General features: G+C 63.1%; 23 protein-coding genes. 6 read left to right on the forward strand and 17 right to left on the reverse strand.

The window, feature by feature from the left end:
- Positions 1–10 precede the first annotated feature (10 nt).
- Positions 11–1492, forward strand: a complete 1482-nt coding sequence (locus tag FR699_RS11460) for a glycoside hydrolase family 32 protein (protein WP_158855493.1) — start codon at positions 11–13, stop codon at positions 1490–1492.
- A 54-nt stretch (positions 1493–1546) separates the two neighbouring features.
- On the opposite strand, the gene FR699_RS11465 is transcribed toward FR699_RS11460, so the two are convergent.
- From FR699_RS11465 to FR699_RS11485, 5 genes are all read right to left on the reverse strand, one after another.
- Entirely contained in the window at positions 1547–2737 is a 1191-nt protein-coding gene (locus FR699_RS11465) for an ABC transporter ATP-binding protein (RefSeq protein ID WP_158855494.1), read from the reverse strand.
- Between the two features lie 6 nt (positions 2738–2743).
- Positions 2744–3703: a carbohydrate ABC transporter permease gene (locus tag FR699_RS11470; protein ID WP_158855495.1), complete on the reverse strand. Its 960-nt coding sequence runs from the start codon at positions 3701–3703 to the stop codon at positions 2744–2746.
- 1 nt (position 3704) lies between these two features.
- Positions 3705–4703 carry a carbohydrate ABC transporter permease gene (locus tag FR699_RS11475; protein ID WP_158855496.1) on the reverse strand — a complete coding sequence of 333 codons (999 nt, stop codon included), beginning with the start codon at positions 4701–4703 and terminating at the stop codon, positions 3705–3707.
- Between the two features lie 282 nt (positions 4704–4985).
- Positions 4986–6461: an extracellular solute-binding protein gene (locus tag FR699_RS11480; protein ID WP_158855497.1), complete on the reverse strand. Its 1476-nt coding sequence runs from the start codon at positions 6459–6461 to the stop codon at positions 4986–4988.
- Positions 6462–6913: 452 nt separating this feature from the next.
- Positions 6914–7504, reverse strand: a complete 591-nt coding sequence (locus tag FR699_RS11485) for a hypothetical protein (protein ID WP_158855498.1) — start codon at positions 7502–7504, stop codon at positions 6914–6916.
- A 181-nt stretch (positions 7505–7685) separates the two neighbouring features.
- On the opposite strand from FR699_RS11485, the gene FR699_RS11490 reads away from it, so the two are divergent.
- Complete coding sequence (locus FR699_RS11490) at positions 7686–9284, forward strand: alpha-amylase family glycosyl hydrolase (protein ID WP_154552631.1); 1599 nt, start codon at positions 7686–7688, stop codon at positions 9282–9284.
- Positions 9285–9449: 165 nt separating this feature from the next.
- Here FR699_RS11490 and FR699_RS11495 read toward each other — a convergent pair whose 3' ends face one another.
- Positions 9450–11702 carry an alpha-amylase family glycosyl hydrolase gene (locus FR699_RS11495; RefSeq protein ID WP_233263406.1) on the reverse strand — a complete coding sequence of 751 codons (2253 nt, stop codon included), beginning with the start codon at positions 11700–11702 and terminating at the stop codon, positions 9450–9452.
- A 109-nt stretch (positions 11703–11811) separates the two neighbouring features.
- Positions 11812–13410: a 4-alpha-glucanotransferase gene (gene malQ / locus FR699_RS11500; RefSeq protein ID WP_255470258.1), complete on the reverse strand. Its 1599-nt coding sequence runs from the start codon at positions 13408–13410 to the stop codon at positions 11812–11814.
- Here malQ and FR699_RS13360 point away from each other — a divergent pair, their 5' ends adjacent.
- The gene (locus tag FR699_RS13360; protein ID WP_233263408.1) at positions 13411–13632 is read left to right on the forward strand and encodes a hypothetical protein; all 222 of its coding nucleotides are present in this window, start codon (positions 13411–13413) and stop codon (positions 13630–13632) included.
- On the opposite strand, the gene FR699_RS11505 is transcribed toward FR699_RS13360, so the two are convergent.
- The 3 genes from FR699_RS11505 to FR699_RS11515 form a co-directional block, all read right to left on the reverse strand.
- On the reverse strand, positions 13586–14566 hold the full coding sequence (locus FR699_RS11505; RefSeq protein ID WP_158855743.1) for a 5,10-methylenetetrahydromethanopterin reductase: 981 nt from the start codon (positions 14564–14566) through the stop codon (positions 13586–13588). The two genes, FR699_RS13360 and FR699_RS11505, sit on opposite strands and share 47 nt — an antisense overlap.
- Positions 14567–14618: 52 nt before the next feature.
- On the reverse strand, positions 14619–15374 hold the full coding sequence (locus tag FR699_RS11510; RefSeq protein WP_158855500.1) for a coenzyme F420-0:L-glutamate ligase: 756 nt from the start codon (positions 15372–15374) through the stop codon (positions 14619–14621).
- A gap of 85 nt (positions 15375–15459) precedes the next feature.
- Positions 15460–15954, reverse strand: a complete 495-nt coding sequence (locus tag FR699_RS11515) for a metallophosphoesterase family protein (protein WP_154552627.1) — start codon at positions 15952–15954, stop codon at positions 15460–15462.
- A gap of 88 nt (positions 15955–16042) precedes the next feature.
- Here FR699_RS11515 and FR699_RS11520 point away from each other — a divergent pair, with 88 nt between their 5' ends.
- Positions 16043–17287: an NUDIX domain-containing protein gene (locus FR699_RS11520; protein WP_158855501.1), complete on the forward strand. Its 1245-nt coding sequence runs from the start codon at positions 16043–16045 to the stop codon at positions 17285–17287.
- Positions 17288–17439: 152 nt separating this feature from the next.
- On the opposite strand, the gene FR699_RS11525 is transcribed toward FR699_RS11520, so the two are convergent.
- The 7 genes from FR699_RS11525 to FR699_RS11555 all read right to left on the reverse strand — a co-directional run bounded on the left by FR699_RS11525 (position 17440) and on the right by FR699_RS11555 (position 22388).
- The gene (locus FR699_RS11525) at positions 17440–17787 is read right to left on the reverse strand and encodes a rhodanese-like domain-containing protein (protein ID WP_158855502.1); all 348 of its coding nucleotides are present in this window, start codon (positions 17785–17787) and stop codon (positions 17440–17442) included.
- Positions 17788–17860: 73 nt separating this feature from the next.
- Positions 17861–18397, reverse strand: a complete 537-nt coding sequence (locus tag FR699_RS11530) for an NUDIX hydrolase (RefSeq protein ID WP_154552624.1) — start codon at positions 18395–18397, stop codon at positions 17861–17863.
- Positions 18390–18803, reverse strand: coding sequence for a hypothetical protein (locus FR699_RS11535; protein ID WP_154552623.1), 414 nt, complete (start codon positions 18801–18803; stop codon positions 18390–18392). Before FR699_RS11535 ends, FR699_RS11530 begins: the two co-directional genes overlap by 8 nt.
- A complete protein-coding gene (locus FR699_RS11540; protein WP_158855503.1) occupies positions 18804–19262 on the reverse strand; it encodes a DUF5809 family protein in 459 nt (152 codons plus the stop codon).
- Positions 19263–19286: 24 nt separating this feature from the next.
- Positions 19287–19766, reverse strand: coding sequence for a DUF5810 domain-containing protein (locus FR699_RS11545; RefSeq protein WP_154552621.1), 480 nt, complete (start codon positions 19764–19766; stop codon positions 19287–19289).
- Positions 19767–19833: 67 nt separating this feature from the next.
- Entirely contained in the window at positions 19834–20349 is a 516-nt protein-coding gene (gene rimI, locus FR699_RS11550) for a ribosomal protein S18-alanine N-acetyltransferase (protein ID WP_154552620.1), read from the reverse strand.
- A 65-nt stretch (positions 20350–20414) separates the two neighbouring features.
- Positions 20415–22388: an aconitate hydratase gene (locus tag FR699_RS11555; protein WP_154552619.1), complete on the reverse strand. Its 1974-nt coding sequence runs from the start codon at positions 22386–22388 to the stop codon at positions 20415–20417.
- Positions 22389–22664: 276 nt separating this feature from the next.
- On the opposite strand from FR699_RS11555, the gene FR699_RS11560 reads away from it, so the two are divergent.
- Together FR699_RS11560 and FR699_RS11565 are read left to right on the forward strand one after the other, a co-directional pair.
- Positions 22665–23129, forward strand: a complete 465-nt coding sequence (locus tag FR699_RS11560) for a deoxyuridine 5'-triphosphate nucleotidohydrolase (RefSeq protein WP_154552618.1) — start codon at positions 22665–22667, stop codon at positions 23127–23129.
- Between the two features lie 302 nt (positions 23130–23431).
- Entirely contained in the window at positions 23432–24097 is a 666-nt protein-coding gene (locus FR699_RS11565) for a helix-turn-helix domain-containing protein (RefSeq protein WP_158855504.1), read from the forward strand.
- Positions 24098–24183: the final 86 nt, after the last annotated feature.

Genomic DNA, 24183 nt, shown 5'->3' on the forward strand with positions numbered 1-24183 from the left:
GCACCAACGTATGGACCACGTGACGGCACTTCCGGACCGGATTGCGGAGCGAACCGCCGAGGCGCGGGCCCGGCGACGACGCTTCGACGATGACCCGTTCCGTCCCAACTACCATTTTTTCCCGCCGGGGGGAGTGCTTCACGATCCTAATGGAGCCCTGTACTGGAACGGTCGGTATCATCTGTTCTATCAGTTTTGGCCGCCGACTATCCCCGAAACCCGCGAGTGGGACGCAGCTATGCACTGGGGGCACGCTGTCAGCGACGATCTCGTCCACTGGCGTGATCTCCCGATCGCTCTCGGGCCAGACAGTGGTCCCGAACGCGGGTGTTACAGCGGACAGGCACTCGCCGAAGACGAGCGCGTACTCCTGGCGTACTTCGGAACGGATGCGGGGATCTGCCTCGCGACTGGAACTGACGAGTATCTCCTCGACTTCCAGAAGTTCGAGGCGAATCCGGTCGTTCCGGTCGACGAGGACGCGCCCTACGAGATCTTCGATCCCTGCCTGTGGGCCGACGGTGAGATCTATCGCTTGCTGTCGGGCTGGAAGACCGACCGCCGGGCCACCGAGTTTCTCTTCGAATCCGACGACCTCCGGGAGTGGACCTATCGCGGGCCACTCCTCGAAGACGGGTTCTATACCGACCCCGACGAAGACGGGGCGGTCCCGAACTTCTTTGCCCTCGACGGAAAACACGTCCTTCTCTGTTTTTCCCATCCGCGAGGACCTCACTATTACGTCGGTGAGTACGACGATACAGGGCCGACCTTCGATATCGAAACGCACGGCCGCTTGAATCACGGCCCCGTCGACCAGGGGAACCTCCACGCACCGTCGGTCCTCCACGAGGGCGACCGACGCGTCGCCTTCTTCAACGTGGTCGAGGGCCGGCGGGACTGGCAGGACACTCCCACTGAGGGCTGGGCGGGCGTGATCGGTCTGCCCCGCGACCTCTCGATCGAGGACGGCCAACTCCGCCTCGAACCCGTCGAAGAACTCCGGACGATACGGCGCGATCACCGTCGTGTCGAATCAGTCTCCCTCTCGCCCGAAGACGAGTGGCAGTTCCCCGAACCCGGCGGTCGGAGCATCGAACTCCACGCGACGGTCGATCTCGGTGATGCCGACCAACTCGATCTCGGCGTGTTGGGGTCCCAGGATGGGTCCGAACGGACGACGATCTCCTACTGGCGTGGAAGCGACGCCCTCGGGATCGACACGAGTCACTCGAGTACCGACGCCGCGGTACTGGCCCGCCCGCCGGAAGTCGGTTCGCTCGTACTCGACGACGACGAGTTACTGGACCTCCGGGTGTTCGTCGATACAACTATCGTCGAGGTGTTCGCCAACGGCCGCCAGACGCTTACGGCGCGGGTGTATCCGAACGTGGAGAGTACTGCTATCTCGCTGCTCGCGCGTCGGGGATCGGCCCACCTGCACTCTCTGGACGTCTGGACGATGGACGATATCTGGCACGCCAACGAGTGAGTCAGACGCCCGACGATCGGTCCGGCCAGACTACGCCCGAAAAACGACCGCCGTTCAGTCGTCGGCTTGTGCTTCGTCTTCGCCGGACTCGGTACCCATCATCGCACCCTGGATCACTCCGTGTGAGATCGCAGCGCCACTATCCGTATCGAAGAGGTGGAGCCGGGACCGGTCGAAGACGATCTCGACCGTTTGGTCTTCGGTGATGTCGGTCGCCGGATCGACACTCATCAACAGGCCCTCACGCTCTTCGACGCTTCCCATCCCGTCTTCACTGCCAGCCCCGACCGGTTTGAGATAGACGAAAATCTCATCGCCCATCGGTTCGAGCACGTCGGTGACGACCTCGACGCGGGTACTTGGCTCGGCCGCTTCTGCTTCGTTTTCGACGAGATAGATATCTTCGGGCCGGATGCCGATTTCGACCGCTTCGCGGGCGGCGAGGCCGTCGACGGCGGCGGTATCGTACGACAGGGAGTACCCGTCCGCCTGCAGGTCGCCGTCTCCCACCGTTGCGGGAACGAAGTTCATCGACGGCGAGCCGATGAATCCCGCGACAAACTGGTTGGCCGGCTCGTTGTAACAGGTCAACGGCGGGGCAATTTGTTGGAGTTCGCCCCCGTTGATGACGGCGATCCGATCGGACATGGTCATCGCTTCGGCCTGGTTGTGGGTGACGTAGATGATCGTCGTCTCCAGTTGCTTGTGTAGCCGCTGGAGTTCGGTCCGCATGTTGACCCGGAGTTTGGCATCCAGATTCGCCAGCGGCTCGTCCATCAGGAACACGTCCGGGTCCCGGACGATCGACCGAGCAATCGCGACGCGCTGCCGCTGGCCACCGGACAACTCGTCGGGCATCCGGTCGAGCATCCCCTCCAGCTCGACAATCTCGGCTGCGTCTTCGACCCGCTCGTCGATCTCGTCTTTCGGGAAATCACGAAGCCGGAGGCCAAAGGAGATGTTGTCATAGACGTCCATGTGGGGGAACAGTGCGATGTTCTGGAACACCATCGCGATCCCACGGTCCTTTGGCGGGAGGTTCGTGACTTCCCTGTCGCCGATGTGAATGGTCCCCGATGTCGGCTTGGTGAGTCCGGCGACTGTCTCGAGTGTCGTCGATTTCCCACAGCCGGACGGACCGACGAGCGTGATGAACTCGCCGTCCTCCAGATCGAGATTCATGTTGTTGACTGCCATTACGTCCTCGTATGATTTCGATACGTCGTCGAGTTTGACTCGTGCCATCGTTAGTTACTCCTTGAGTGCTCCTTGTGTCAGTCCGCTTACGATCTTATCCTGTGCGAGGACGACGAGGATCGCGACCGGCACGATCGCGACGAGACTCGCTGCGGCCTGTAGATCGTACCGAACGGTGTACCGCGACTGGAAGGCGAGGACGCCGTTGACGATCGGTGCCCACTCGCTTGCTGCATCGCCGGTCATCAGGAACGAGAAGAAAAACTCCGTGTAGACAGTAATGAACGTCAGGATGCCGGCTGTGGCCACTCCCGGTGCCGACAACGGCATGATGACTCTGAACAGCGCCCCGATCCGGGTCGACCCTTCGACTCTGGCGGCGTCTTCGAGTCCGTCGGGGATCTGCGCGTAGAACGTCATGAGGATGAAGACCGCAAGCGGCATCGTGAACGCACTGAGCGGGGCGATCACGGCCCCTGGGGTCCCGTATACCTCCGCCGGGAGCATGAAGAGGCCGAGCATCTTCACCTGCTGGTTGAACGCCCGGAACAACGGCAAGAACAGTGTCGCGGGCGGGAACCAGCTCAGTACGAGCAGTGAGAACAACAGCGGAAGTTTGCCGCGGAAATCCAGACGGCCGAACGCGTATCCTGCCAGACTCGCGACCAGAATCACGACGACGGTGACGGTAGTCGCGTAAAACAGGCTGTTGAACATGAACCGCGCGAACGGCACTTGCTGGAAGATATCCACGAAGGCGTAGAGATCGATCTTTGTGGGGATCAGTGGGATGTTCGTCTGGCCTGGCGGTGCCATCGCAACCGCGAACAGCCAGTACAGTGGGAACAACGTCGTCGTCAGCAAGACGCCGCCCATGAACACACCCAGCACCGCGTAGGCCTTCTGTGGGTTGCGTATCCAGTCGGCGGCCCACGCTTGGATTCGGTTTTTCGACTCCTCGTCCTGGTCGTCGAGCGTTTCTGCGTCGTCGTGGTCTTGTGCGTCGATACTCATACTATGTCAACCCCAGGCTCTGGTTGCTGTACCGGATGAACAGCAGATATACCGAGATGAACACGCCGACCGTGATGGCGATGAGGACGCTCACGGCTGCTGCTGACCCGTACAGTGTCGTCGATCCGAAGGTAAACTCCGTCACCAGACACGTCATCGATGGGACTGTCGAACAACCGACTCCGGTGGACTCGATGATCCCGTAGACGCGGAGTGCCCCCATCGTCCGGAATAGCATCGCGACCATGAGCGCGGGGAAGACCAGTGGGAACGTGATGTACCGGAACCGCTGCCAGGTCGAGGCACCCATCACGTCGGCTACTTCGTACAGGTCCTGGTTGACGCTCTCCATCCCGGCCAGGATCAACAGCGCCATGAACGCCGACGTCTTCCAGATGTCGGCTACCGTGACGATGACAAAGCCACTGAATGCATCACCCAGCGGTAGCTGTGAGAACACTCCCAGCTGATGGAGTGGGCCGGTCAACAATCCGTACCCGGGCCGGAACAGGAGGAAGAAGATCATCCCCTGGATGACGATCGGAATGGCCCACGGGATGATGATCAGGACGCGGACGAGTCGCTGGCCACGATACTCCGCTTTCATCAACATCGCGTACGCGAATCCGAGCAGGGTCTCCCCGGCGACGCTGATGATCGCGAACAACAGCGTCACGACGAGCGCCTGCTGGAGGAGCGGCGTTTCCATCGCCGGATCCAGGAACGTCAACGTCGCGAAGGCGTTCGAGTCGGTGAGCAAACTGACGTAATTTTCGAGCCCGATGAACCCGCCCAGACTCTCCGGGCCGACGATGACGTCTTCGAAGAACGACATCCGGAACGACGATGCAAGCGGCCAGAAGGCGAACAGGAGCAAGATGAGAAATCCTGGAGCCAGCAACAACAACGCGTAGGTTTGCTCGCTCAGGTTTTCCGTCCACGTCGCCAGGCGCGAGACGATGCCACCCCGCTCTGAGGACCGTGTTCCCTCAACTCCCATGGGTCGGGGCACCTCTGTCAGTATTTGCGTGTGATTGCCACTCAATCATGCGTTCGGTCATCCTCAAGTCTATCATTTGAATATTGTGATTCGTTTGAACGTGTGTCCCAGCTTTGGTTGTCTCTCCATGCCGACGGGATCGGTCCAGACTGCTCTCCGTCTCGAGGAGGTGCCTGATAGCACGGGTATCCGCCGTCCCTGGGCCCCTTCTCCACTACAGGCACCCTGTCGACTTTGCTCGGTGTTCTCTATCGAGCCGGACCGGCCTTCGACGCGATCGTCCTAGGCCTGGTCTTCGATCGCTTTGATCTTGGTTTCCAATTGCTGGGCTGCGTCGGCTGCCGACTTCTTTTTCGTGAGTGCAGCGTTGACTTGTTTCGCGATAACAGTCGATTGGGTGGGCCAGACGGATGTCGTCGGCCGTGGCATGAGGTTCTCGGCGGCGTAATTGAGGGGTTTGAAGTACGGCCCGTAGGTCGGGTGTTCCTTGACGTAATCGTACAGCGACGGCTTGGGCGGCATGTAGTTTGCGACGTCGAGTTGGGTCTTGTGCATCGCGTCGCTCCACCAGGCTTTGATGACTTCCTTGGCTGCAGCCTTGTTGTCGCTGTAGGGATTCATCGAGAGGATCCAGCCACCCTGGGCGTGCCAGGAGCCGTTGGGCCCTTTCGGTAACGGCATCACGCCGAGTTCCGCGTCTGTGCCCTCGAACTTGTTCGCCGCGCCACCGATGGCGTACGTCCAGTTGCGCTGGGTGACGGCGTTCTGGGCTTCGAAGATGCTCTTCGTGTCGGGTTCGATCCACCCGGCGACCTCCTTGGGTGAGACGCCTTTGACGTCCAGCGGCGATTCGCCCTCACCGTAGATCAGGTCACGCCCGAGTTCGATTCCGTCGATGGCCTTTTCGTTCCCGATCGTGACCGGACGGTCTCCGATCGGACCAAAGAGGTTGTCCTCGCCACCGAAGAAGGACCCACCCATGCTCGTCAGGAACTCGTTGAACGTACAACACGACAGCCCGCCGTAGTTTTTACCTTGCCAGACGTGGCCGTACTCCACGTCGCCGGCCTGTTTGGCTTCTGCGACGATACTCGAGAACTTGCTCCAGCTGATCGGGTTCGACTGCCACTGCTGGAAGTCGGACTCAGTATAGCCGACCTCTTTGAAGAGGTCCTTTCGATACTGCACGGTCGGGAAGTCCGGGAAGACCGGAATCGAGTACAGATCGCCCGTATCTGGGTGTTGTCCTGTCTGTACCATCGACCGGACGCCTTCGTCGTAGACCTGGGAGATGAACTCGTCGCTCATCTCCTCAGTCAAATTGACGAGATCGCCCCGAACGATGAACGGGATCGTCCATCCGTTGTCCGTCAACACGAGATCGGGGTCCTTCGACTCCGCGTTGATCTGTGTTCTGAGACGCTGCTGTTTGCTCCCCGTCTGTTGGGCAGCGGAGTTGAGTTGGATGTCGACCGAATCCGGCACGCCCTGTTCGTGAAGGACTTTCGTGAACTTGTCCTCGTTCTGTTCCCACACCTTCCCCGCGAACACCGAGACCTTCCCACCGATCTCGCCACCGTCGGCCGTGCCAGTCGTGGCGCCGTCTTGGTCGTCTCCGCCCGTATCGCCCCCACTGTCTGTCGTGGTGTCTCCACCGCCACATCCTGCGAGACCCGCTGTCACGCCTGCCGCGCCAGCAGCCTGGATGAACCGTCGCCGGGACACGCTCGACGAACTGCCGTTGTTGCCGTTGGGCATATTTTATTCCAGTGTTCTGGGGCCACTTCAATCTTCCGCCGGTATGACTACAGTTGTTGTAAACTTCTCTCACTACCGACAAATAACATCCTCTAGTGACATGATTACGTACTCGAAGATTCACAGCGCTGCTCTACCGTCTGCTGTACTGTGTCCGGTCGTCGACAATGGGGCCGACAGCCGTTGGGGGTCTTCGGCGTGCTGTATACGCCCTTCGTACTCCTGGACGGGCTCTCCTGGCGCTGTCTTGGCCCCTTTGTCGTCGCTGGTCTCTCTCACTCACACTCGATCGTTCCCCACTGCTGGCAGACAGTGCGCGCTCGTTCTATCCGGTCTCACACATTGCCATCACCCCGCGGACAGAGCCTCCAACCCCATCTCTCTTCTCCACGTCACGTACAACCACCTGCGGGGACCGCTAGGTCACACTCCCCTCGTTCATCGCTTCGCTTTCAGGACCCTGTGTCGGCCATCCACGCATCGACCACACGGGGGAACAGTCCTGTCGCCGTTGCGCTGACAACGAGCGACCATAGCACTCCAGCCGCCACTCCTGTTTGGCCAGCCACGATACTCCCACCGTGGATCGCAACGAGGAGGATGCCGTTAAAATAGAGCAGTCTGAGCCAGATGAGCGTGGGCAACAAGCGAGCCCACCCCGGAGCGTCGGTCAACGGTGGCGAGATCCAGCCACCCCTGAGGAGCGTCCCGACAACGATCATCGTCAGCAGGGCCACAATCCACGCCTCGAACAGGGCGCCCGGTTCCCGGACCGGGGCGACAGGGAGATACAGCATCACCGGCAGTGTGAGGCTTCCGACCTCACCGGCAATCCGACCGATATCGGCCAGCACCACACCGAGGTGCCCTTTCTCGCTGCCGGTCCGGTTTCCGATGGCCAGAAACTCCCGTCGGTAGTTGGACGTGGCCGCGCTCGTCTCTCGACCGGGCGGCCCATGTCGTGGACTGTGCCCCCCACCTCGATGTGCACGCGTCCTGTTTGGCAACCCGTCGCCTCGGCCTGGCCGTGTCGAGTCGCTCATTACGTTTCCTTTCGAGTAAGTGGAGTTAAATGTCCCTCCGGACACTCTCTTGGGCGCGCTCTCAGACGAGCGTCGCCTCGAAACTGTCGGGACTCGACCGGCGAACCTTTGTATGCACCTCTCACATCGTGACGTATTGCAGAGTGCCCCTCCGCGGGACGCCACGAACGGAGTGATTACGATGACAGACACAATCGAAACGCTGTGGGAAGACATCTACGGGACAGCGTATCCAGACAGGAAAGCCGCGCTCCTCGAATTACTCGAGGAACGCAACGAACAGGCCACGTACGTCCCCGAAGAGACCGACTGGTATCAAACCGGCGTCGTCTACTCGCTGTACGTCGATCTGTTCGCCGAGGACTTTCACGGGTTGATCGATCGACTCGACTATCTCGAAGAGTTGGGCGTGACGGTCGTCTGGCTGTTGCCAGTTCTCGAATCGCCGATGGTCGATCAGGGATTCGACGTCGCTGACTTCTCGCGTGTCCGAGACGAACTCGGCGGGAACGAGGCGTTCCTCACGTTCATCGAGGCAGCTCACGATCGCGATATCAAGGTCGTGTTCGATGTTCCCATCAATCACACATCTGACCAGCATCCGTGGTTTCAAAATGCTCGCGACAGTCCGGATGCTGCGTACCGTGACTACTACATCTGGAACGACGATACCGACAAATACGCCGAGACGCGTCTCCTGTTGAAAGGCGTCTCGGACTCGAACTGGACGTACAGCGAACCCACAGACGAGTACTACTTCCACCGGTTCTACGACATCCAACCGGATCTCAACTACGAGAATCCAGCCGTCTTGATCGATATGATCCGGATTCTGACCCGCTGGCAGGTGGCGGGCGTCGACGGGTTCCGGATGGATGCCGCGCCCTTCCTCTGGAAACGTGAGGGGACAAACTGCGAGAACCTCCCCGAGACCCACACGATCTTGCAACTCTTCCGGGCGGCCTTCGATTACGTTTCGGAGGGGACGGTCATGATCGCCGAGGCCAATCAGGAACCGTCCGACGTCGTCGATTACTTCGGTAGCGGCGATGAGTGCCACGTCGCGTACAACTTTCCGATCATGCCGACGTTCTTCCTGGCGCTCGCCGAGAACGATCCGACCTACATCACCGACGAGCTCGAACGCCTAGAGACACTCGATATCCCCGACACCGCACAGTGGTTTACGTTCCTGCGCGTTCACGACGAGTTGACCTTGGAGTTCGTCGACCCGGACGAGCGCCGCCTCCTCAACGACGAGTATCGCAGGGACGACGACTGGGACTTCCGTGACGGGGAGGGTATCTCCGGGCGGCTGTATGACCTTCTCGAGACAGATCCCGAGCGTGTCCTGCTTGCGTACTCGCTTCTGTTCTCTATCGAGGGGACGCCGATCATCTATTACGGTGACGAGATCGGCATGTCGAACGATCGTGCGTTTTTCGAGGAGATGAACGAGAAACTCGGCTACGACGATAGCCGCTACCTCCATCGTGGCCCCTTCGACGAGGAGCGCAAGGCAGCCGCGATGGCCGGCGACGATCCAGATGCCCACACGATCTGGACTGGCCTTCGGGAGATGATCGGGACTCGAACCAGTAATCCGGCATTGTTCGCCGAACAACCGACCTACCGGGTCGAAAACGGTGTCTTCGTCTCGACGCGAACCCACGGCGACCGGACCCTCTCTACGTACAACAACGTGACGACGGCCTCACGCACGGTCGACGGCATCGACCTCGATGGCCACGAATACGTCTGGCGTCTCTCAGACCGATAGATCCAGGGGACGGCCGACAGTCGTGCCCGAACCGAGCCGGAGACGCTGGGAGTTCAACGTGGCCGCTACCAGGCGATAGCCCTTCGCGTCCCTGGAGTGTTGTTCGGATCGGCCCGATCGACCGTTCGAGCTCTTCCTAGACCGGGGACGACTCGGCTGGCGGCCTCACCTGGAGTCGCCCTGATCGAACAGCGTCGGCGTCTCGAAGACGGCGAGCGTCTCGACTTCGACGGTCACCGCGTCTTCGGCACTCGCAACTTCGAGGTCGGTATCGGAGAACTGATCGTGCGTGTCCACGACACTGCGTAGATCGACCTGCTTGGGTTCCGCACCGAAGTTGATCACGACGACGCGTTTTTCCTCGCCGGCGTCGCGGCCAAACACCAGCACGTCCTCGCTGGCGTCGGTCCGGTAGGCTTCACGGACCAGCGTCGCCTCGGGACCCGTGACTGGCGACTCGTGATAGAAGTCGACGAGGGCCGAGACGAACTCGAGGTGTGGGGCGTCGTATTCCTCCCAGTTCATGAACGCCCGCTTGTACGGGTCGGCTTCGATGTCGTCGGTCTCGTCTTCCCGATCGCTGAATGGACTCTCCCGGCGTTGCCCGTACTCACCGATGAGTCGCTCTTGGCCGTAGTACAGCATCGGTACGCCCGGGAGTGTGAACGACGCCGCCAGTGCCCCACGCTCGGCGGCGGCCGGGTCTTCGCGGACCCCGTTGGCTTTGGCCTCGTGATAGATGCGTGATTCGTCGTGGTTCTCCGTGGCGTTGATGAGGCGGCTGTGTTCGGGGAACCCGTAGGATCGCCGGGCTCGGACCTTCTCGAAGAGGTCTTCCGGCGGCCGTTCGCCCCGAGCGACGGCGTGGGCCGTGTGCATGTATCCCATCGAGTCAAAGTGCAGGTCGAATTCGGACTCGCCCATCGACGGAATCCGCGGGATCGACTCGTCGAGCCACATGAAGTCGGTATCTTTCTCGCGAGTCAACCGACGGGCCTCCGTCCAGAAGGAGTGGGGGACGCCCCACGCGATGTCACACCGGAACGCGTCGACGATATCCGACCAGAAGTCTACGGCGGCGAGGATGTGTTCTCGCAGCGCCAGATTACCGTAGTTCAGGTTCGGGTGCAGGCGGACGTCGAAGAAACTCGTCTGTGCGGGTGTGGCATCGTTGTCAGTCGAGCCTGTCTGGCGGTCGAACCAGTCGAAGTACGGCGACTCGGTGTCCCAGGCCTGGATATCAGGAAACGCGTAGGGGTCCTCGGGATCGTCGCCGAGGTCGGCGATCGTGTCTTGCCAGTACGCGTGGTCCCAGCCGGCGTGATTGACCACGAGGTCGAAACACACCTTGATGTCGTGATCGTGGCAGGCTTCGGCGAACGCTTCGAACTCTTCGATCGTCCCCAGATCTTCGGCGACATCGAAGAAGTCGCTGGTATCGTAGCCGTGGGGACCGCCCGGCGGGGTGTCGACCGTCCCACTCCAGGCGGGCACGATCGGTGTCAGCCAGACGACGTCGATGCCCAACTCGTCGAGATACGTGACTTTCTCGGTGAGGAACTCGAAGTCGGTTTCGCCCTTTTGGCCGGCAAACGACCGCGTGAAAATCTCGTAAACGACGGCATCGTCGAGCCACTCGGGGGCACGATTAGGGTAAGACACCGCCGTTTCGTCCGGGTCGAGGACGATCTCGTCGGTCGCGCCGAGTGTGACGCCGTCGAAGGGAGCGGCGAACACCCGCGTCGGCTCATCCAGTGCCTCGATGGGCACGCGAGCAGTGTTCCCCTCGACGTCGATCTCGTCACGATCGAGGCTGGCTCTGTCTTCGGGCAGAAACGACACGCGCAGATCAGATTCGGTCGCGAAGCTGTCGGGCGCGAGTTCCGGGTTCGATTCGATCACGAACGATTCGGACTCTGGGTCGTAGTGGCTCTCGAGGTCGATGCGTGGTGGGCCACCCGCTTTCTCGCCCCAGGCGTCGTCATCGTCGAGATCGAATTGCTCGAAGCCGTCTTCGAGGCCCGGTCCAGGGAACACCTCGATGGTCAACTCGTGGGTGCCGTCCGGGGCCGTCAGTTCCAGCACGTACGTTCCCGGCTCGTCCGGCTGGAACTCGGCCGTATTGTGCGATCCCTCGTCGTACCGCACCGCGTCGCTGTACGGGTTGGGGGCATACTCCAGGCCAGCCTTCGATCCCGCTGGTTTCTCCCGGAGCTGCCAGGTGAACGCGTCGGCGTCGTAGGCGTCGGGATCTCGCTCTGGGTTACCCGCGATCGTCGGCGCGAGGTTGTCTCTGTCGTAGCCGTGTCCCAGGTCGACGAAGCCGGGATCGACGATACGCTCTCCGAGTTGCAGAAACCGCGGTGGTCCGGGGTGGTGGCCCCCGGTGCGTTCGGTATATGTCATGAAATTTTTCATCAGCGGCGTTGTGCCGACTATCCGGATACCCGATTTTTCTCCTTAAAAATGTTGTGTCTCGGGAATTTACTCGCTGTTTCAGCCCAGAGCCCGTCTCGCTGGCCTGAAATCAGGCTCTATCGGTACGACGACTCACGGCGGCGAGTCGCTCGGCAACGTCGTCAGTCAGCTCCGATGGCAGGACTCGCCATTCCCAGTTGCCCTCGGCGGTCCCGGGGAAGTTAAACCGGTGGGCAGTCCCGAGTCCCAGCAGGTCCTGACACTGTACGAGCGTCAGGACGGCCTCGGACGCCCAGATCGTTTCGACGATGTTCCAGTGGGGATCGTCGCTGTTGCCGTCGACGACGTCGTGGAGGCACTCCCGTTGTGCGTCCGACAGTGACGCGTACCAACCGGGTACCGTGTCGGTGTCGTGGGTACTCGCATAGGCGACCGTGTTTTCGGTATAACTGGCCGGATGATGTCCCTGGCTGGGATCACACCAGTCGGCCATCGCGGCGACGCTCATGCCCGGGAACTCGAAGGCGTCCCGGAGGGCACGGGTCTCCTCGGTGATGTGGCCCAGGTCTTCGACGATGATCGGCAACTCGCCAAGTTCCGCTTCGACGGTCTGGAACAACGCTTCGCCGGGGCCGGTCACCCACTCTCCGTCGACGGCGGTGTCGTGGTCGGCCGGAATCTGGTAGAAACTCTCGAAGCCCTTGAAGTGGTCGATCCGGAAGACGTCAAAGCGGTCGAGCAACCCCTCGAACCGTTGGAGCCACCACTCGTACTCGTCTTCGGCGTGGGCCGCCCAGTCGTAGACCGGCATCCCCCAGAGCTGTCCCGTCTCGGAGAACTCGTCCGGCGGCACGCCCGCGACGTAGGCGGGTTCGAGGTCCTCGTCCAGCTTGAACAGCTCGGGATTGGCCCACACGTCGGCGCTGTTGGTGCCGACGTAGATCGGCATGTCGCCGACCAGTGAGACGCCGCGATCGTCCGCATACGACCGGAGCGCCTGCCATTGGGTCTCGAAGACCCACTGGAGGAACTTTCGAAAGCGGATCTCTTCGGCGAGTTCCTCACGATATCGATCGAGTGCGTCGGGATCGCGGTGTTTGGCTTCGGCTGGCCACTCGACCCACTCGCCGTCGAAACGGTCGTTCAACGCCCGAAAGAGTGCGTACTCTTCGAGCCAGTCGCCGGCCTCCCCACAGTAGGTCTCGAAGTCCGTCTTTGCCGCCGGCTCGGCGTCCGCCTCGAACCCGGCGAAGGCATCACGCAGCGCCTCCTGCTTGAACGCGTCGACGCGATCGTATTCGACCTCACGCTCGTCGAACCCCGGCCGGTCGAGGTCGGCCAGCCAGCCCCGATCGACGAGTGCATCCAGATCGATGAACAGTGGATTCCCGGCCCGCGCTGAATACGCCGAGTACGGCGAGTTCCCCACGTCGGGGTCGGTCGGCCCGATCGGGCAGGTCTGCCAGAGTGACTGCTCGGCCGTGGCGAGGAAATCGACGAACGTCTCGGCCGGCGCGCCGAGCGTCCCGATTCCATCCGGCCCAGGAAGTGACGATACGTGTAGGAAAACCCCGCTTTGCTTTTCGAACGCCATGCTTCCGGTCGGTTGACGGCACTCCCTTGAAAGGCTGTCGCGTTCGCGCCTGCTCACGCCTGGCCGAGAGTGCCCAGGCCAAGCATCCAAGTGCCCTGGCTGCGAAGTCGTCACATGGCCTCGTTTCTCACGAAGCTGGTGAACAGTCTCTTCGACGCACCTGCCGAATTCGTCGACGTGGCGAGCCAGGGGCCGATCAGCGCGCTTTTGGTCGCACTGGGGGCCCTGTTCGTCGGCGCGGCGGTCCTGGCCGGCGGGGTACTGGGTCTTCGTGCTGTCGTCGACCTCCTCACGCCATTCCGGTCCGATCGAGTGCATCGGCCGCGAGATCGATAGCTGTCTCGACGTCGGGGCCAAGCGGTGAGGCGACGACGACACTATCGACGTACTCGCCGGCTGCTTGGAGGCGATCGGCGACAGTCTCGGGCGTTCCCGCGATCGTGAACGCGTCGATCATTGCCGGTGTGACAGCCTCGAACGCGGTGTCGAAGTCACCTTCCTGAATCGAGTCACCGATCGCGTTCGCTCGCTCGTGATCGAGGTCGTGCCGATCGAGCACCGGTGGGGCCGCGCTCCCGGCGATAAAGGCGACCGGCGGCCGGGCTGCTTCGCGAGCGGCCTGGGCGTCGTCGGCGACGCTGACGCTCGCGTAGGCGGCTACGTCCAGTTCACCACGATCGTCCGGCCGGTCGGCTTCTCCCTCGGCGATCCGGTCGGCCGACCAGGAGAGATCGCGGGGATGGGCAGCGTTGACCAGCACGCCGTCGGCGTGCTTTCCGCTCATGCGGAGCATGTGTGGCCCCTGTGCGCCGACGTAGACCGGAATCGCGTCCACTTCGTAGTTCAGGCTCGCGTCGCTCACTTCGAACAGTCCGTCGTGGTCGACGGTCTCGCCCGCCCAGAGTCGCTGGGCCACTTTGAACGTCTCCAGAACGCGCCGGAGTGGTGACTCGCGTTCGACGCCGAGGTTCGACAGCGTCGCGGCGTCACCGGCACCGATCCCGAAGACACCACGACCGTCGCTGACCTCCTGTAGGGTCGCCATCCGGGAGGCCAGTCTGACGGGGTGGGTCTCGTAGGGGTTGACGACGCCCGGACCCAGGTCGATCCGGTCGGTCGCCGCCGCGATCGCCGAGAGCGTCAGGAACGGGTCGCGGTTGTTGTAGTGGTTGCTGGCAAAGACCGTATCGAAGCCGGCGGCTTCGGCACGCTCGGCCAGTTGCGTTACGTCCTCAACGGGGTGTTCGGGGGTAAGTTCGATTGCTCGCATGTGTGTGGGGTTGTCGATCGGGTCGGCGGTGGTGCTGTCGGCGTTCGATGTCTCAGTCGGTGCTGTACTCATAGCCCCTGAGTGCCTGGCGGACGAGATCCGACTCGGGGTCGCGAAACAGGGCGTCGTGACCGTCGTGGTCGCCGAACGCAAACTCGCGGACGACGGCCACGGGCCGGCCGTCTGCGCCTTCGCCGGTGACCAGGTTGGCCGTCGCGGCGAGTTCGTCGGCGACGGCCTCGACGGTCGCCGTCAGTTCCCGGCCCTCGCGGTCGTGTTCGCCCCGCCAGTCACGGCAGGCTGGCAGACCCGCCCAGCCCAGAGCCACACCGCGTTGGCCCTGTCGGAACGGTCGTCCGGACGTGTCGGTGACGACGACGGGGACGCCGAGCGCGTCGTGTAGCCGTCGTGCACTCGCCGTGGGGTTTTCGGGCAACAGCAGTAGGTCCGTCTCGGGGACGTTCGAGCGATCGATGCCTGCGTTGACCGTGATATGGCCGAACTGTGTCACCGCGAGGATAAACGGGGCCCCAAGCAGGATCTCCTCGCTCTCTTCGAGGACGGCCTGGGCGAAGCGGGGGTCCTTTGGCTCGTCGGCGATCTCGCCGATCCGCTCGGCGATCGCCCGTGCACGCTCGCCCGGTTCGAATGCCGCCAGATTGGCCCCGCGGCCCTCGGCCTTTGAGACGACCGTGCTGGCGACACAGAGAACGTCACCGTCCTGCAGGTCGACGTTGTCCTCGATCAGGCCCGCCAGGTCCTCGCCCGGGCGGACCTCCGGCAATCCATCGACCGCGAAGACCTCCATACGTCGACTCGGGTGGGTGGCCCAAAAAGTCGCCCGGTCGTGACGCTTTCAGCCGACGACGAAACCCTGCGTGTCCGTGGCTGGCTTACTCTCGGTGGACTGTCACGTCGAGTTCCCCGTTGGCGACCTCGGCGGTCAGCATCGTCGCCTCCGCTGCGGGTGCCGCGCCGGTGACGCTGCCGGGGTTGAGCAGGCGGACGCCGTCGACGGTCTCGTCGCACAGTTCGTGGGTGTGGCCGGCGACACCCACCGTCGGGCCGGCTGTCGCCGCCTCGTCGACGATTTCGGCGACGCGCTGTTCGTACTCCTGGCGCGAGCCAGTCCCGTGCGTGATGACGAACTCGACGCCACCCAGCGTCACGGTCTGTCTCTCGGATAGGCCAAGCGATCGGGGGTCCATGTTGCCCGCGACGGCCGTCAGCCGCGGGGCGACGGAGCGAACGTCTGCCAGCGCTTTCGAGGAATCGAAGTCGCCGGCGTGGATGACGTGATCGGCCGCTCGCATGCGATCGCGTGCCCACGAGGGTATCGAACCTTCTCGCGACGGGACGTGTGAATCGCTGACGATGGCAACCTCCATGTTCGGGCTACCGTGACGGGGCGTCTTAACTTCGTGGTCACCCGATCCTCGCGCCACTTTTGAGAGCATCCGACCTCTCACTCTCGATATGGACGAAACACACGTCGTCACCTGTTTCCTTCGTCAGCGGGGCGAGGTGTTGCTCTTGGATCGCAGCGAGGCGGTCGGCTCCTACAGCGGCCAGTGGGGGGCCGTCTCGGCTCACCCAGAGGGTGATCCGGACGCGGCTGCCCGCCAGGCGATCGCCGAACAAACGGGACTCGACGGGCGTGTCACGCTGATCCGTGCGGGAGAACCGCTCGATGTCGTCGACGAGGGCCGTGACACGCGGTGGGTCGTTCATCCGTATCTGTTCGACAGCGACGACCGAACAGTCGAGCCCAACTGGGAGACCAGTACATTCGAGTGGGTCCACCCGACGGCGATTCTCCGTAGGGAGACCGTCCCCGCCCTCTGGGCGTCCTACGAGCGCGTCCGCCCGACCGTCGAGACCGTCCAGTCCGATTGGGAACACGGCTCGGCCTGGCTCTCGATGCGGGCGCTGGCGGGACTCCGCGACGAGGCCGGACAGGTAGCGACGGGAACGCAGGCGGGTGACTGGGATCGACTCGCGGACGTGGCCGCAGACCTTCGGGCGGCCCGTCCGTCGATGCCCGTCATCGAAAATCGCGTCAACCGCGTCATGGCACGGGCGGACCAGACGCCGGCGAGCATCGAGACGACGGCCATAGACGGACTGGCACGTGCGGCCGATGCCGATAGCGAGGCGGCGCGAACCGCGGCCGAGCGGTTGCCCGATCGCGTCGCCACGCTGTCGCGGTCGGGAACCGTTCTGGCAACGCTCGACCGCGCGACCCCCGAGGCGGTGTTGATCGCCGAGTCACGGCCGGGCGAGGAAGGGGTCGACGTTGCAGCATCACTGGCTGGGGAGATGGATGTCACGCTCAGCCCAGACGCCGGCCTGGCCTGGGCGATTTACGACTGGGACGCCGAGGCACTCCTCGTCGGAGCCGACGCGATCTATCCTGCTGGGACGGTCCGCAACAAGGTCGGCACGCGAAGCGCGGCCCTCGCCGCTGCCTACGAAGGTATCGATGTGCTCGTCGTCGCTAGCGTCGACAAAATCGACCCTGATCCGAGTGGCTCCCTCGAACGCGCTGACCCAGCCACGATCTACGACGGCCCGGCAGCCATCTCGACCGCCAGGCCGATCTTCGACGAGACGCCGCCCGATCTGATCGACGCGATTTGCACAGAGCGTGGGGTCCTCTCAGTCGAAGATATCGAGGACATCGCGAGGGTACACCGGGCCAACGCGGACTGGTCCGCGTGAGGGACGCGCAACGTCGTCGACTGGAGGTGGGCAACTTATCTGCTTGCCAGTCCAATCGGCCAGTGGTGGCGATGACGAACAGTTACCCCCACTGAGCCCCTTCTGATGAGAGCCTTTCCCGAGCCACCGTCTTCGTGCCCGACAGCGACCGCTCAGTTCGCGTCGGATTGTTTCGGCGGGTCCTCGCTGCCTGTTTCGAGGTCGCCGTCCCAGCCTTCTAGTCCACATGCGAGACTCTCGACCGGGCCCGAACAGCCCTCGTAGGCGGCGATCAATCGGGCGGCCCGGACGCTGGCCTGGCCGTGCGGGCAGACAGTGACCACCCGATCGGCCCCGTCGAGACGCTCGATCTCCTCGGGCAGGCCCGAAAGCGGCAGATTCTCGCTTTCGGGAATGTGGCCCCGTTCGAAGGCTCTTGGCGGTCGAATGTCGACGATCCGCAGGTCGGCCTCGGACTCGCGCAGTTCTCGTAGTTCTGCAGCTGACAGTTCCCCGTCCATATCCTTTCTCAGTGCTGTCGCCGGGAAAACCGCGACGATAGCCGCCGGCTATTCCGCTATCTCCGGTGGCGGTTTAGAGTACCCCGTCTGCCTGAGCCAACAGGAGCGCCTCGATCGTCGCGTCGTTGGCGGGCTCGGCCCGGACACGATCTACTGCGTCTTCGATGGGGACGGTGACGACCTCCAGAAACTCGTTGTCGTCGAGACTGGCCTCGACGGGTTCGAGCCCTTCCGCGAAGACGATCCCGCGCTCGTGGCGCATCGCACCCGTCGCCACCCAGAAGTCCTCGAGGAGTGCAGTGCCGGCCGGATCGAAGCCGGTCTCTTCCCGGAGTTCACGCGCGCCGGCTTCGGTGTAGGATTCGCCGTCCTCGACGATTCCGGCCGGCAGTTCGAGACAGTGCTTGCGGATCGCCGGCCGATACTGCTGGACCATCACGATCTCGTCGCCGGCCACCGGCAGGACGACGACCGCGGGCGGTAGCTCGGCCCAGTAGTAGCGTTTCGTACTCCCGTCTGGCTGTTCGACCAGATCGTAGCCGGCGGTGAACCAGCCGGTCTCGTATTCGGCGACCGATTCCCGGATCGGCCAGTCGTGATCTTCACTCATCGGCCGTTCCTCCCAGCTCTTGTGTGATTGTCACTCTGTAGTAGCGGTCGCCGTCACGGACGTAGATAGCGTCGCCGTCGTTCGCGTCGGGATTGCGCTGCCGGAGGGCGTCGATCTCGTCGAACGGCGAGTGAGTGAACGCCTCCTTGAAACCGATGTACCCCTTCCAGTAGCGATCCGAGCGCCCGGACTCTCCTTCGCTTGCGGCAGCCATCGCGGCCGCCGTGTACGGATACCGCCGCTCGTCGAGGTCGCTCACGTTGACAGCCGAGTGCTCCTCGACCGGCGTCGCGGTCAGGTAGTAGGGATCACCGCTCTTGATGAGACTCGGCAGCGCCCCCAGCGCCAACAGGAAGACGACGATACCGAGGACGACCAGCGCCGCGATGCGGGTCCGTCGGCGCATCTACTCGCCCTCCTGTCGATCGTCGCTGTCTGGATCGCCGGGATCGGCCAGGATATCACGGTACAACTGACCGAACGCTTGCCTGCGGAGGGTTCCAACGGCAGCCTCCCGGGCGTCTTGGAACGTCGTCGCGACGATCCGGTCGGCAAACGGCGGGGCGTGCCAGACAACCCGATCGACGTTTTCACTCCCGGTCTGGACGAGTTCGGCGTCTCGCTTCCCACAGACGGTCTCGAATTCCTCGCGTGTGCCGACCGTGACCTCGAGCATGGACGCAAAGAGTGCGTCTTGGGCCGTCTCGACGACGGTCTCGGTCACATGGCGGTCGAATGCTTCGCTGCTCAGGTCCATCGCCCTGGCCACCTCCCGGACGACGACGTCTGCGACCGGTCTGAGTTCCGCGTACCGGTTGCGGGCAGCGTCCCGAGTGTCCGGGGTAAACAGCCCCTCTGTTTCCATGCGCGTCGTTTCGAGTGGCGGCCACTACTCGGTTTCGCCCGTCTCGTCTTCGCCCTCGTCTGCTCGCTCTCGGCCGCCGCGTTCACGTCGTGCCCGCGTCATCTCGTAGGCCTCCTTGAGGGCAGCCTGGGCATCCGTGTCCAGTGGTGGGTTCGAATCGGCAGTGACGGCCTCGTCGAAGTCATCGAACGCGACACCAGGTTCGTGTTCCTCAGTGTCGATCTCTGTCACTCCATTTGGGCGGTCGGCCCGTTTGCCGGTCGCGTCCGGCGATCCCTGCGTGTGATCGTGCGGGTCGCTGTCTCGCGAGAGTTCCGTCTCTTCGGCATACTCGAGGACCTGTTCGGCCAGGCTGTCGTCGTCGGCATCTTCCCAGTCTGGCGCGTGTTCTTCGAGCCAGGATTCGTGGTCGTCGTCACCCAGCAGTGCCGTAAACGCCAGGTGGTCGGCAAGGTGTTTGGCGTCGGCCTGTGGGGACGTACAGACCGGACACGCGTATCCCATAGTCGTATCGAGGCAGGCCCCACGGAAAGACTTCCCGACTGTACACCACTGGCGTCTGTCTCCGGGCTCACCCCCAGGTTTGCAACATGACGAGGGCGTCTTCGCCGTCGTCGTAATAGCGTGGAATCGTCCGTCGGTGGACGAACCCAGTCCGCTGGTAGAGGCGCTTTGCCGGATCGTTGCTCTCCCGAACTTCGAGCTTGATCGAGCCAACGCCCGTCGAGCGCAGTGTACAGACGGCTCGCTCGAGCAGCTGGCGGCCGATCCCCGTTCGGCGGCAGTCGGGGTGGACGGCCAGGTCTTTGACGTGCCCGAGTGGCGTCCCGTGATTTGGCACGGCATCGGCGACGATGTACCCGATGACGGCGCCGTCCTGGCCACTGTCGCGATCGACGGCAACGAGAAACGCGGGGGCGTCGAGAAATCGCTCGAAGGCACCGATCGACCACGGCTGCGGGAACGACCGCTGCTCGATATCGACGACGGCCAGCAGATCCGAGCGCCTGGCCGACCGGATGAACGGCACGGTCGTCGTCTCGGAAGCGATCGCCGTCACAAACACGGGTAGGAAACCGATCGGCATAGGGCTATCGCCCTGGTCAGTCGGTGACCGACCCGTCGAAAACCGAGACCGACACGACTCTGCGATCAGTCGTCTGCGGGCGTTTCGGTGTCTGAATCCTCGTATTGCATCTTCGTGTGCGGGAGCTTCCCGCCGTTGGCGAGGATCTCACGCTCGCGCTCGGAGGCATCCAGGTGGCCGGTCGCTTCCCACTCGTCGTTGACGCGGATCGTGAACTCTTGGGCACCCGAGCGGACGGCACCCGCGACGTCGTCGACGATCTCGATATCGTCGCCCTGGTCGATTTTCTCGTAGGTGTCTGCGTCGATCTCCAAGGGCAGTAGGCCGAAGTTGAACAGGTTGGCCTTGTGGATGCGCGCGAAGCTCTGGGCCAGTACACCCTCGACGCCCAGATACATCGGGCACAACGCTGCGTGTTCACGCGAGGAGCCCTGGCCGTAGTTCTCGCCGGCCACGAGGAAGCCACCGTCGGCCTCCAGAGCGCGGTCGGCGAAGTCTTCGTCGACCCGTGAGAGCGTGAACTCCGAGAGTTTGGGGACGTTGGACCGATACATCAGGATGTCCTGGGTCGCCGGGATGATGTGATCGGTCGTGATGTCGTCACCCATCTTCAGCAGCGTCGGCCCACCGAGGTCGGCGTCCATCGGGTCCTTCAGGGGGACGTCCGCGATGTTCGGCCCCTTGATGAGGTCGTCGTCGACGGCGTTCTCCGGCTCGATGATGTCCGTGTCGGCGCCGTAGTACTCCTCGGGCAGTTCCATGCCCGGGGCCTCCAGGTCGCCCAACTCCTCGGCCAGATCGCGCGGATCGACGATCTCGCCGGCGATGGCCGCGGCCGTCGCGACCTCCGGGGAGACCAGGTAGACGTTGTCGTCTTCCAGGCCCGAGCGCCCCTCGAAGTTGCGGTTGAACGTCCGCAGGCTGACCGAATCGCTTGCGGGCACGTGGCCGATCCCGATACAGGCGCCACAGGTCGCCTCCGAGAAGTTGACGCCGGCGGCCATCATCTCGGAAGCCCACCCTTCGCGGGCGAGCATCTCCGAGGCCTGCTTCGAGCCGGGCGCGACGATCATCTCGGTCGTCGGATCGATCTCTCGCCCTTCGAGCATCTTTGCCGACGGGAGGATGTCCTCGTAGGCGCCGTTGGTACAGGAACCGACGATGACCTGTTCGACGTCGGTGCCTTCGACTTCCCGGACTGGGACGACGTTGTCGGGCATCGACGGCGTCGCGATCAGCGGTTCGAGCTCCGAGAGATCGACCGTGATCTGGTCGTGGTACTCGGCGTCCGCGTCGGGGCCGATCTCGACGTAGGCGTCCTCGCGGTCGAGCCGGGAGAGGAAGTCTCTCGTCTCCTCGTCGGTCGGGAAGATCGAGGTCGTCGCGCCCAGCTCCGTCCCCATGTTGGTGATGGTCGTCCGCTCGGGCACGGTCAGCGTCTCGACGCCCGGGCCGGTGAACTCGAGCACCTTGCCGACGCCGCCTTTCACCGAGAGCCGGCGCAGTAGTTCGAGGATGACGTCCTTGGCGGTCGCCCACTCGGGCAACTCACCCTCCAGGCGGACGTTGACGATCTCGGGCATCTCGATGTAATAGGCCCCACCGCCCATCGCGACCGCTAGATCGAGGCCGCCGGCACCGATCGCCAACTCGCCGAGTCCGCCGGGTGTCGGCGTGTGACTGTCCGACCCGAGCATCGTCTTGCCCGGCGCAGCGAAGTGTTCCTTGTGGACCTGATGGCAGATCCCGTTGCCCGGCCGCGAGAAGTACGCCCCGAATTTCCCCGCCGCCGATCGCAGGAAGCGGTGGTCGTCGGTGTTTTTGAAGTCGAATTGATACGTCTGGTGGTCACAGTACTGGGCGGCCAGCTCGGTCTGTACCTCTTCGAGTTCGAGGGCCTCGAACTGCAGCCAGACGAGCGTCCCAGTCGTGTCCTGTGTGAGCGCCTGATCGATCTCGATCCCGATCTCCTCGCCGGGGACCAGGTCCCCTTCGACGAGGTGATCGTCGAGGATCTTCTCCGTGAGCGTCTGTCCCATATCGTCCGGAGACACACCACGCACGGACATAAATCCCCGGTGTTGGCGCGAATGCTGCGGATTTGCCCTCGGGCGGTTTTGCCGGTTTCTATCGATCGACCGTGTTAGTTCGTTCACCGCACTGATTCGGGACGACGGATGTGGTGGCGGTCTCGTGTTCGGCCTCGGCGATGTGGTTGGCAGCGAGCCGGCCGACTCGCTCGGGACTCGCTCGCAGCCACCGTCGTTTCAGGGCTGTCGGAACGCTCTTGGTCGTCCCCGGCCACCGCAGAGACGATGTTCGAGAGTGGACAGTTTGTCGCGGCACAGCTCGATGACCTCCGCGCGGATCAGATACAGCCAAACGGTGTCGATCTGACTGTCGAGGCGGTATTCGAGCAGGTCTCTGCGGGACGGATCGGACGGGATGGCAAGGACGTTGGCGACCGCGAGCCCGTCGAGACCGACGACGGGCACTTCCATCTCGACCCCGGCGGGTACGTCGTGCGATACGCGGAACCGGTCCGGATCCCCGACGGGCACGTCGGGTTCCTGTTGCCCCGCTCGTCGCTGCTGCGCAACTCCTGTATGCTCGATACCGCGGTTTGGGACGCCGGCTACGAAGGGCGTGGTGAGGGACTGCTCGAAGTGTATCACGAGATCGAACTCGAAGTCGGTGCCCGGATCGCCCAACTGGTGGTCGCCGAAGCTGCCCACCACGATACCTACGACGGTGACTACCAGGGAGAAAACCTGTCTTGATACCTCGCCCGTACGCAACTCGCTTGCCGGAGACTAGTCGCTTATATACTGCATGAATATACAGGTGTCATCATTATTATGCGTGGGGTAAGATGTTCGACCACGGTGTTGGCAGTATCCGCCCGTCTCCGGAGCCTGTGCCTCTGACATCTCTGTGCTCCGGGGGTTGCCGGCACCGTGGTCGGAACCGGGGGGAACACCGTCCGGTCCCGTTTTTCCCAACGCCGCTCTCTGGCCAGTCGTGCGTCGATCGCGACGTTTATATCGCGCCGCATTGAGCATCGATCCACGACGTCCGGACAATGATCGCCTGTTGTACGTTCGCCGCGCCGGTTCTCGAAGCGACGTTTTCGACGTGTCCGGACTTGTACCTCGAAGTCGAGGGCATGGATGCTGGGGCATCCGTTCCACTCCGGCTGGTGTTTTGGGCACGGGGAGCCACCGCCGAGACACTCGATGACGCCCTGGCCGACGATCGGACCGTGGCCGATGCGACACAGCTCGCGTCGATGGACGATGCAATCCTCTATCGATCGATTCACGGCGCTGATCTGCCGACGACTGCCGTTTACAATGCTGCCCTGTCCCACGATGCCGTCCTCCTTGCGGCGACCAACGATGGTGACGGCTGGGACGTCCGTATGCGGGTCCCCGATCGTGACGCGCTATCCGGGTTTCTCGATCAGTGCAACCAGTTGGGCGTCGACGTGGCCGTCAACTCGATTCGCGATCAAGACCAGATGAGTCGCTACGGGTTCGGATTGACGCCCTCTCAGCGAGAGATCTTGGCTCTCGCCTGGGATCGTGGCTACTTTTCGGTCCCACGGGAGACATCGTTGGGTGATCTGGCGGCCGACCTCGATATCTCACAGCAAGCGGCTTCCGAACGCCTTCGCCGTGGGTTGTGGCAACTCGTCTCTAACACTGTCTGTGAACGCGAGCCTGCCACGGCCTGTCAAAACTCCTGACCGGCTCGGTACGACTGGCTTGTCGATCCCCGTTGTCTCGTCTCAGGGGCCGCTGGCGGCCGGCGACGCTCTTTCAGCGCGCGAAA

The sequence above is a fragment of the Halorhabdus sp. CUG00001 genome, from assembly GCF_009797925.1.
Taxonomy (GTDB): Archaea; Halobacteriota; Halobacteria; order Halobacteriales; family Haloarculaceae; genus Halorhabdus.

Bases quoted from the DNA above. Each gene is read 5' to 3' on its own strand.
- FR699_RS11485 (WP_158855498.1), bottom strand. From the start codon at position 7,504: ATGAGCGACTCGACACGGCCAGGCCGAGGCGACGGGTTGCCAAACAGG.
- FR699_RS11545 (WP_154552621.1), bottom strand. From the start codon at position 19,766: ATGGGATACGCGTGTCCGGTCTGTACGTCCCCACAGGCCGACGCCAAA.
- FR699_RS11490 (WP_154552631.1), top strand. From the start codon at position 7,686: ATGACAGACACAATCGAAACGCTGTGGGAAGACATCTACGGGACAGCG.
- FR699_RS11520 (WP_158855501.1), top strand. From the start codon at position 16,043: ATGGACGAAACACACGTCGTCACCTGTTTCCTTCGTCAGCGGGGCGAG.
- FR699_RS11515 (WP_154552627.1), bottom strand. From the start codon at position 15,954: ATGGAGGTTGCCATCGTCAGCGATTCACACGTCCCGTCGCGAGAAGGT.
- FR699_RS11465 (WP_158855494.1), bottom strand. From the start codon at position 2,737: ATGGCACGAGTCAAACTCGACGACGTATCGAAATCATACGAGGACGTA.
- FR699_RS11555 (WP_154552619.1), bottom strand. From the start codon at position 22,388: ATGGGACAGACGCTCACGGAGAAGATCCTCGACGATCACCTCGTCGAA.
- FR699_RS11480 (WP_158855497.1), bottom strand. From the start codon at position 6,461: ATGCCCAACGGCAACAACGGCAGTTCGTCGAGCGTGTCCCGGCGACGG.
- FR699_RS11525 (WP_158855502.1), bottom strand. From the start codon at position 17,787: ATGGACGGGGAACTGTCAGCTGCAGAACTACGAGAACTGCGCGAGTCC.
- rimI (WP_154552620.1), bottom strand. From the start codon at position 20,349: ATGCCGATCGGTTTCCTACCCGTGTTTGTGACGGCGATCGCTTCCGAG.
- FR699_RS11460 (WP_158855493.1), top strand. From the start codon at position 11: ATGGACCACGTGACGGCACTTCCGGACCGGATTGCGGAGCGAACCGCC.
- FR699_RS11475 (WP_158855496.1), bottom strand. From the start codon at position 4,703: ATGGGAGTTGAGGGAACACGGTCCTCAGAGCGGGGTGGCATCGTCTCG.
- FR699_RS11535 (WP_154552623.1), bottom strand. From the start codon at position 18,803: ATGCGCCGACGGACCCGCATCGCGGCGCTGGTCGTCCTCGGTATCGTC.
- FR699_RS11565 (WP_158855504.1), top strand. From the start codon at position 23,432: ATGATCGCCTGTTGTACGTTCGCCGCGCCGGTTCTCGAAGCGACGTTT.
- FR699_RS11510 (WP_158855500.1), bottom strand. From the start codon at position 15,374: ATGGAGGTCTTCGCGGTCGATGGATTGCCGGAGGTCCGCCCGGGCGAG.
- FR699_RS11495 (WP_233263406.1), bottom strand. From the start codon at position 11,702: ATGAAAAATTTCATGACATATACCGAACGCACCGGGGGCCACCACCCC.
- FR699_RS11470 (WP_158855495.1), bottom strand. From the start codon at position 3,703: ATGAGTATCGACGCACAAGACCACGACGACGCAGAAACGCTCGACGAC.
- FR699_RS11505 (WP_158855743.1), bottom strand. From the start codon at position 14,566: ATGCGAGCAATCGAACTTACCCCCGAACACCCCGTTGAGGACGTAACG.
- FR699_RS11560 (WP_154552618.1), top strand. From the start codon at position 22,665: ATGTTCGAGAGTGGACAGTTTGTCGCGGCACAGCTCGATGACCTCCGC.
- FR699_RS11540 (WP_158855503.1), bottom strand. From the start codon at position 19,262: ATGGAAACAGAGGGGCTGTTTACCCCGGACACTCGGGACGCTGCCCGC.
- FR699_RS13360 (WP_233263408.1), top strand. From the start codon at position 13,411: ATGGCCTCGTTTCTCACGAAGCTGGTGAACAGTCTCTTCGACGCACCT.
- FR699_RS11530 (WP_154552624.1), bottom strand. From the start codon at position 18,397: ATGAGTGAAGATCACGACTGGCCGATCCGGGAATCGGTCGCCGAATAC.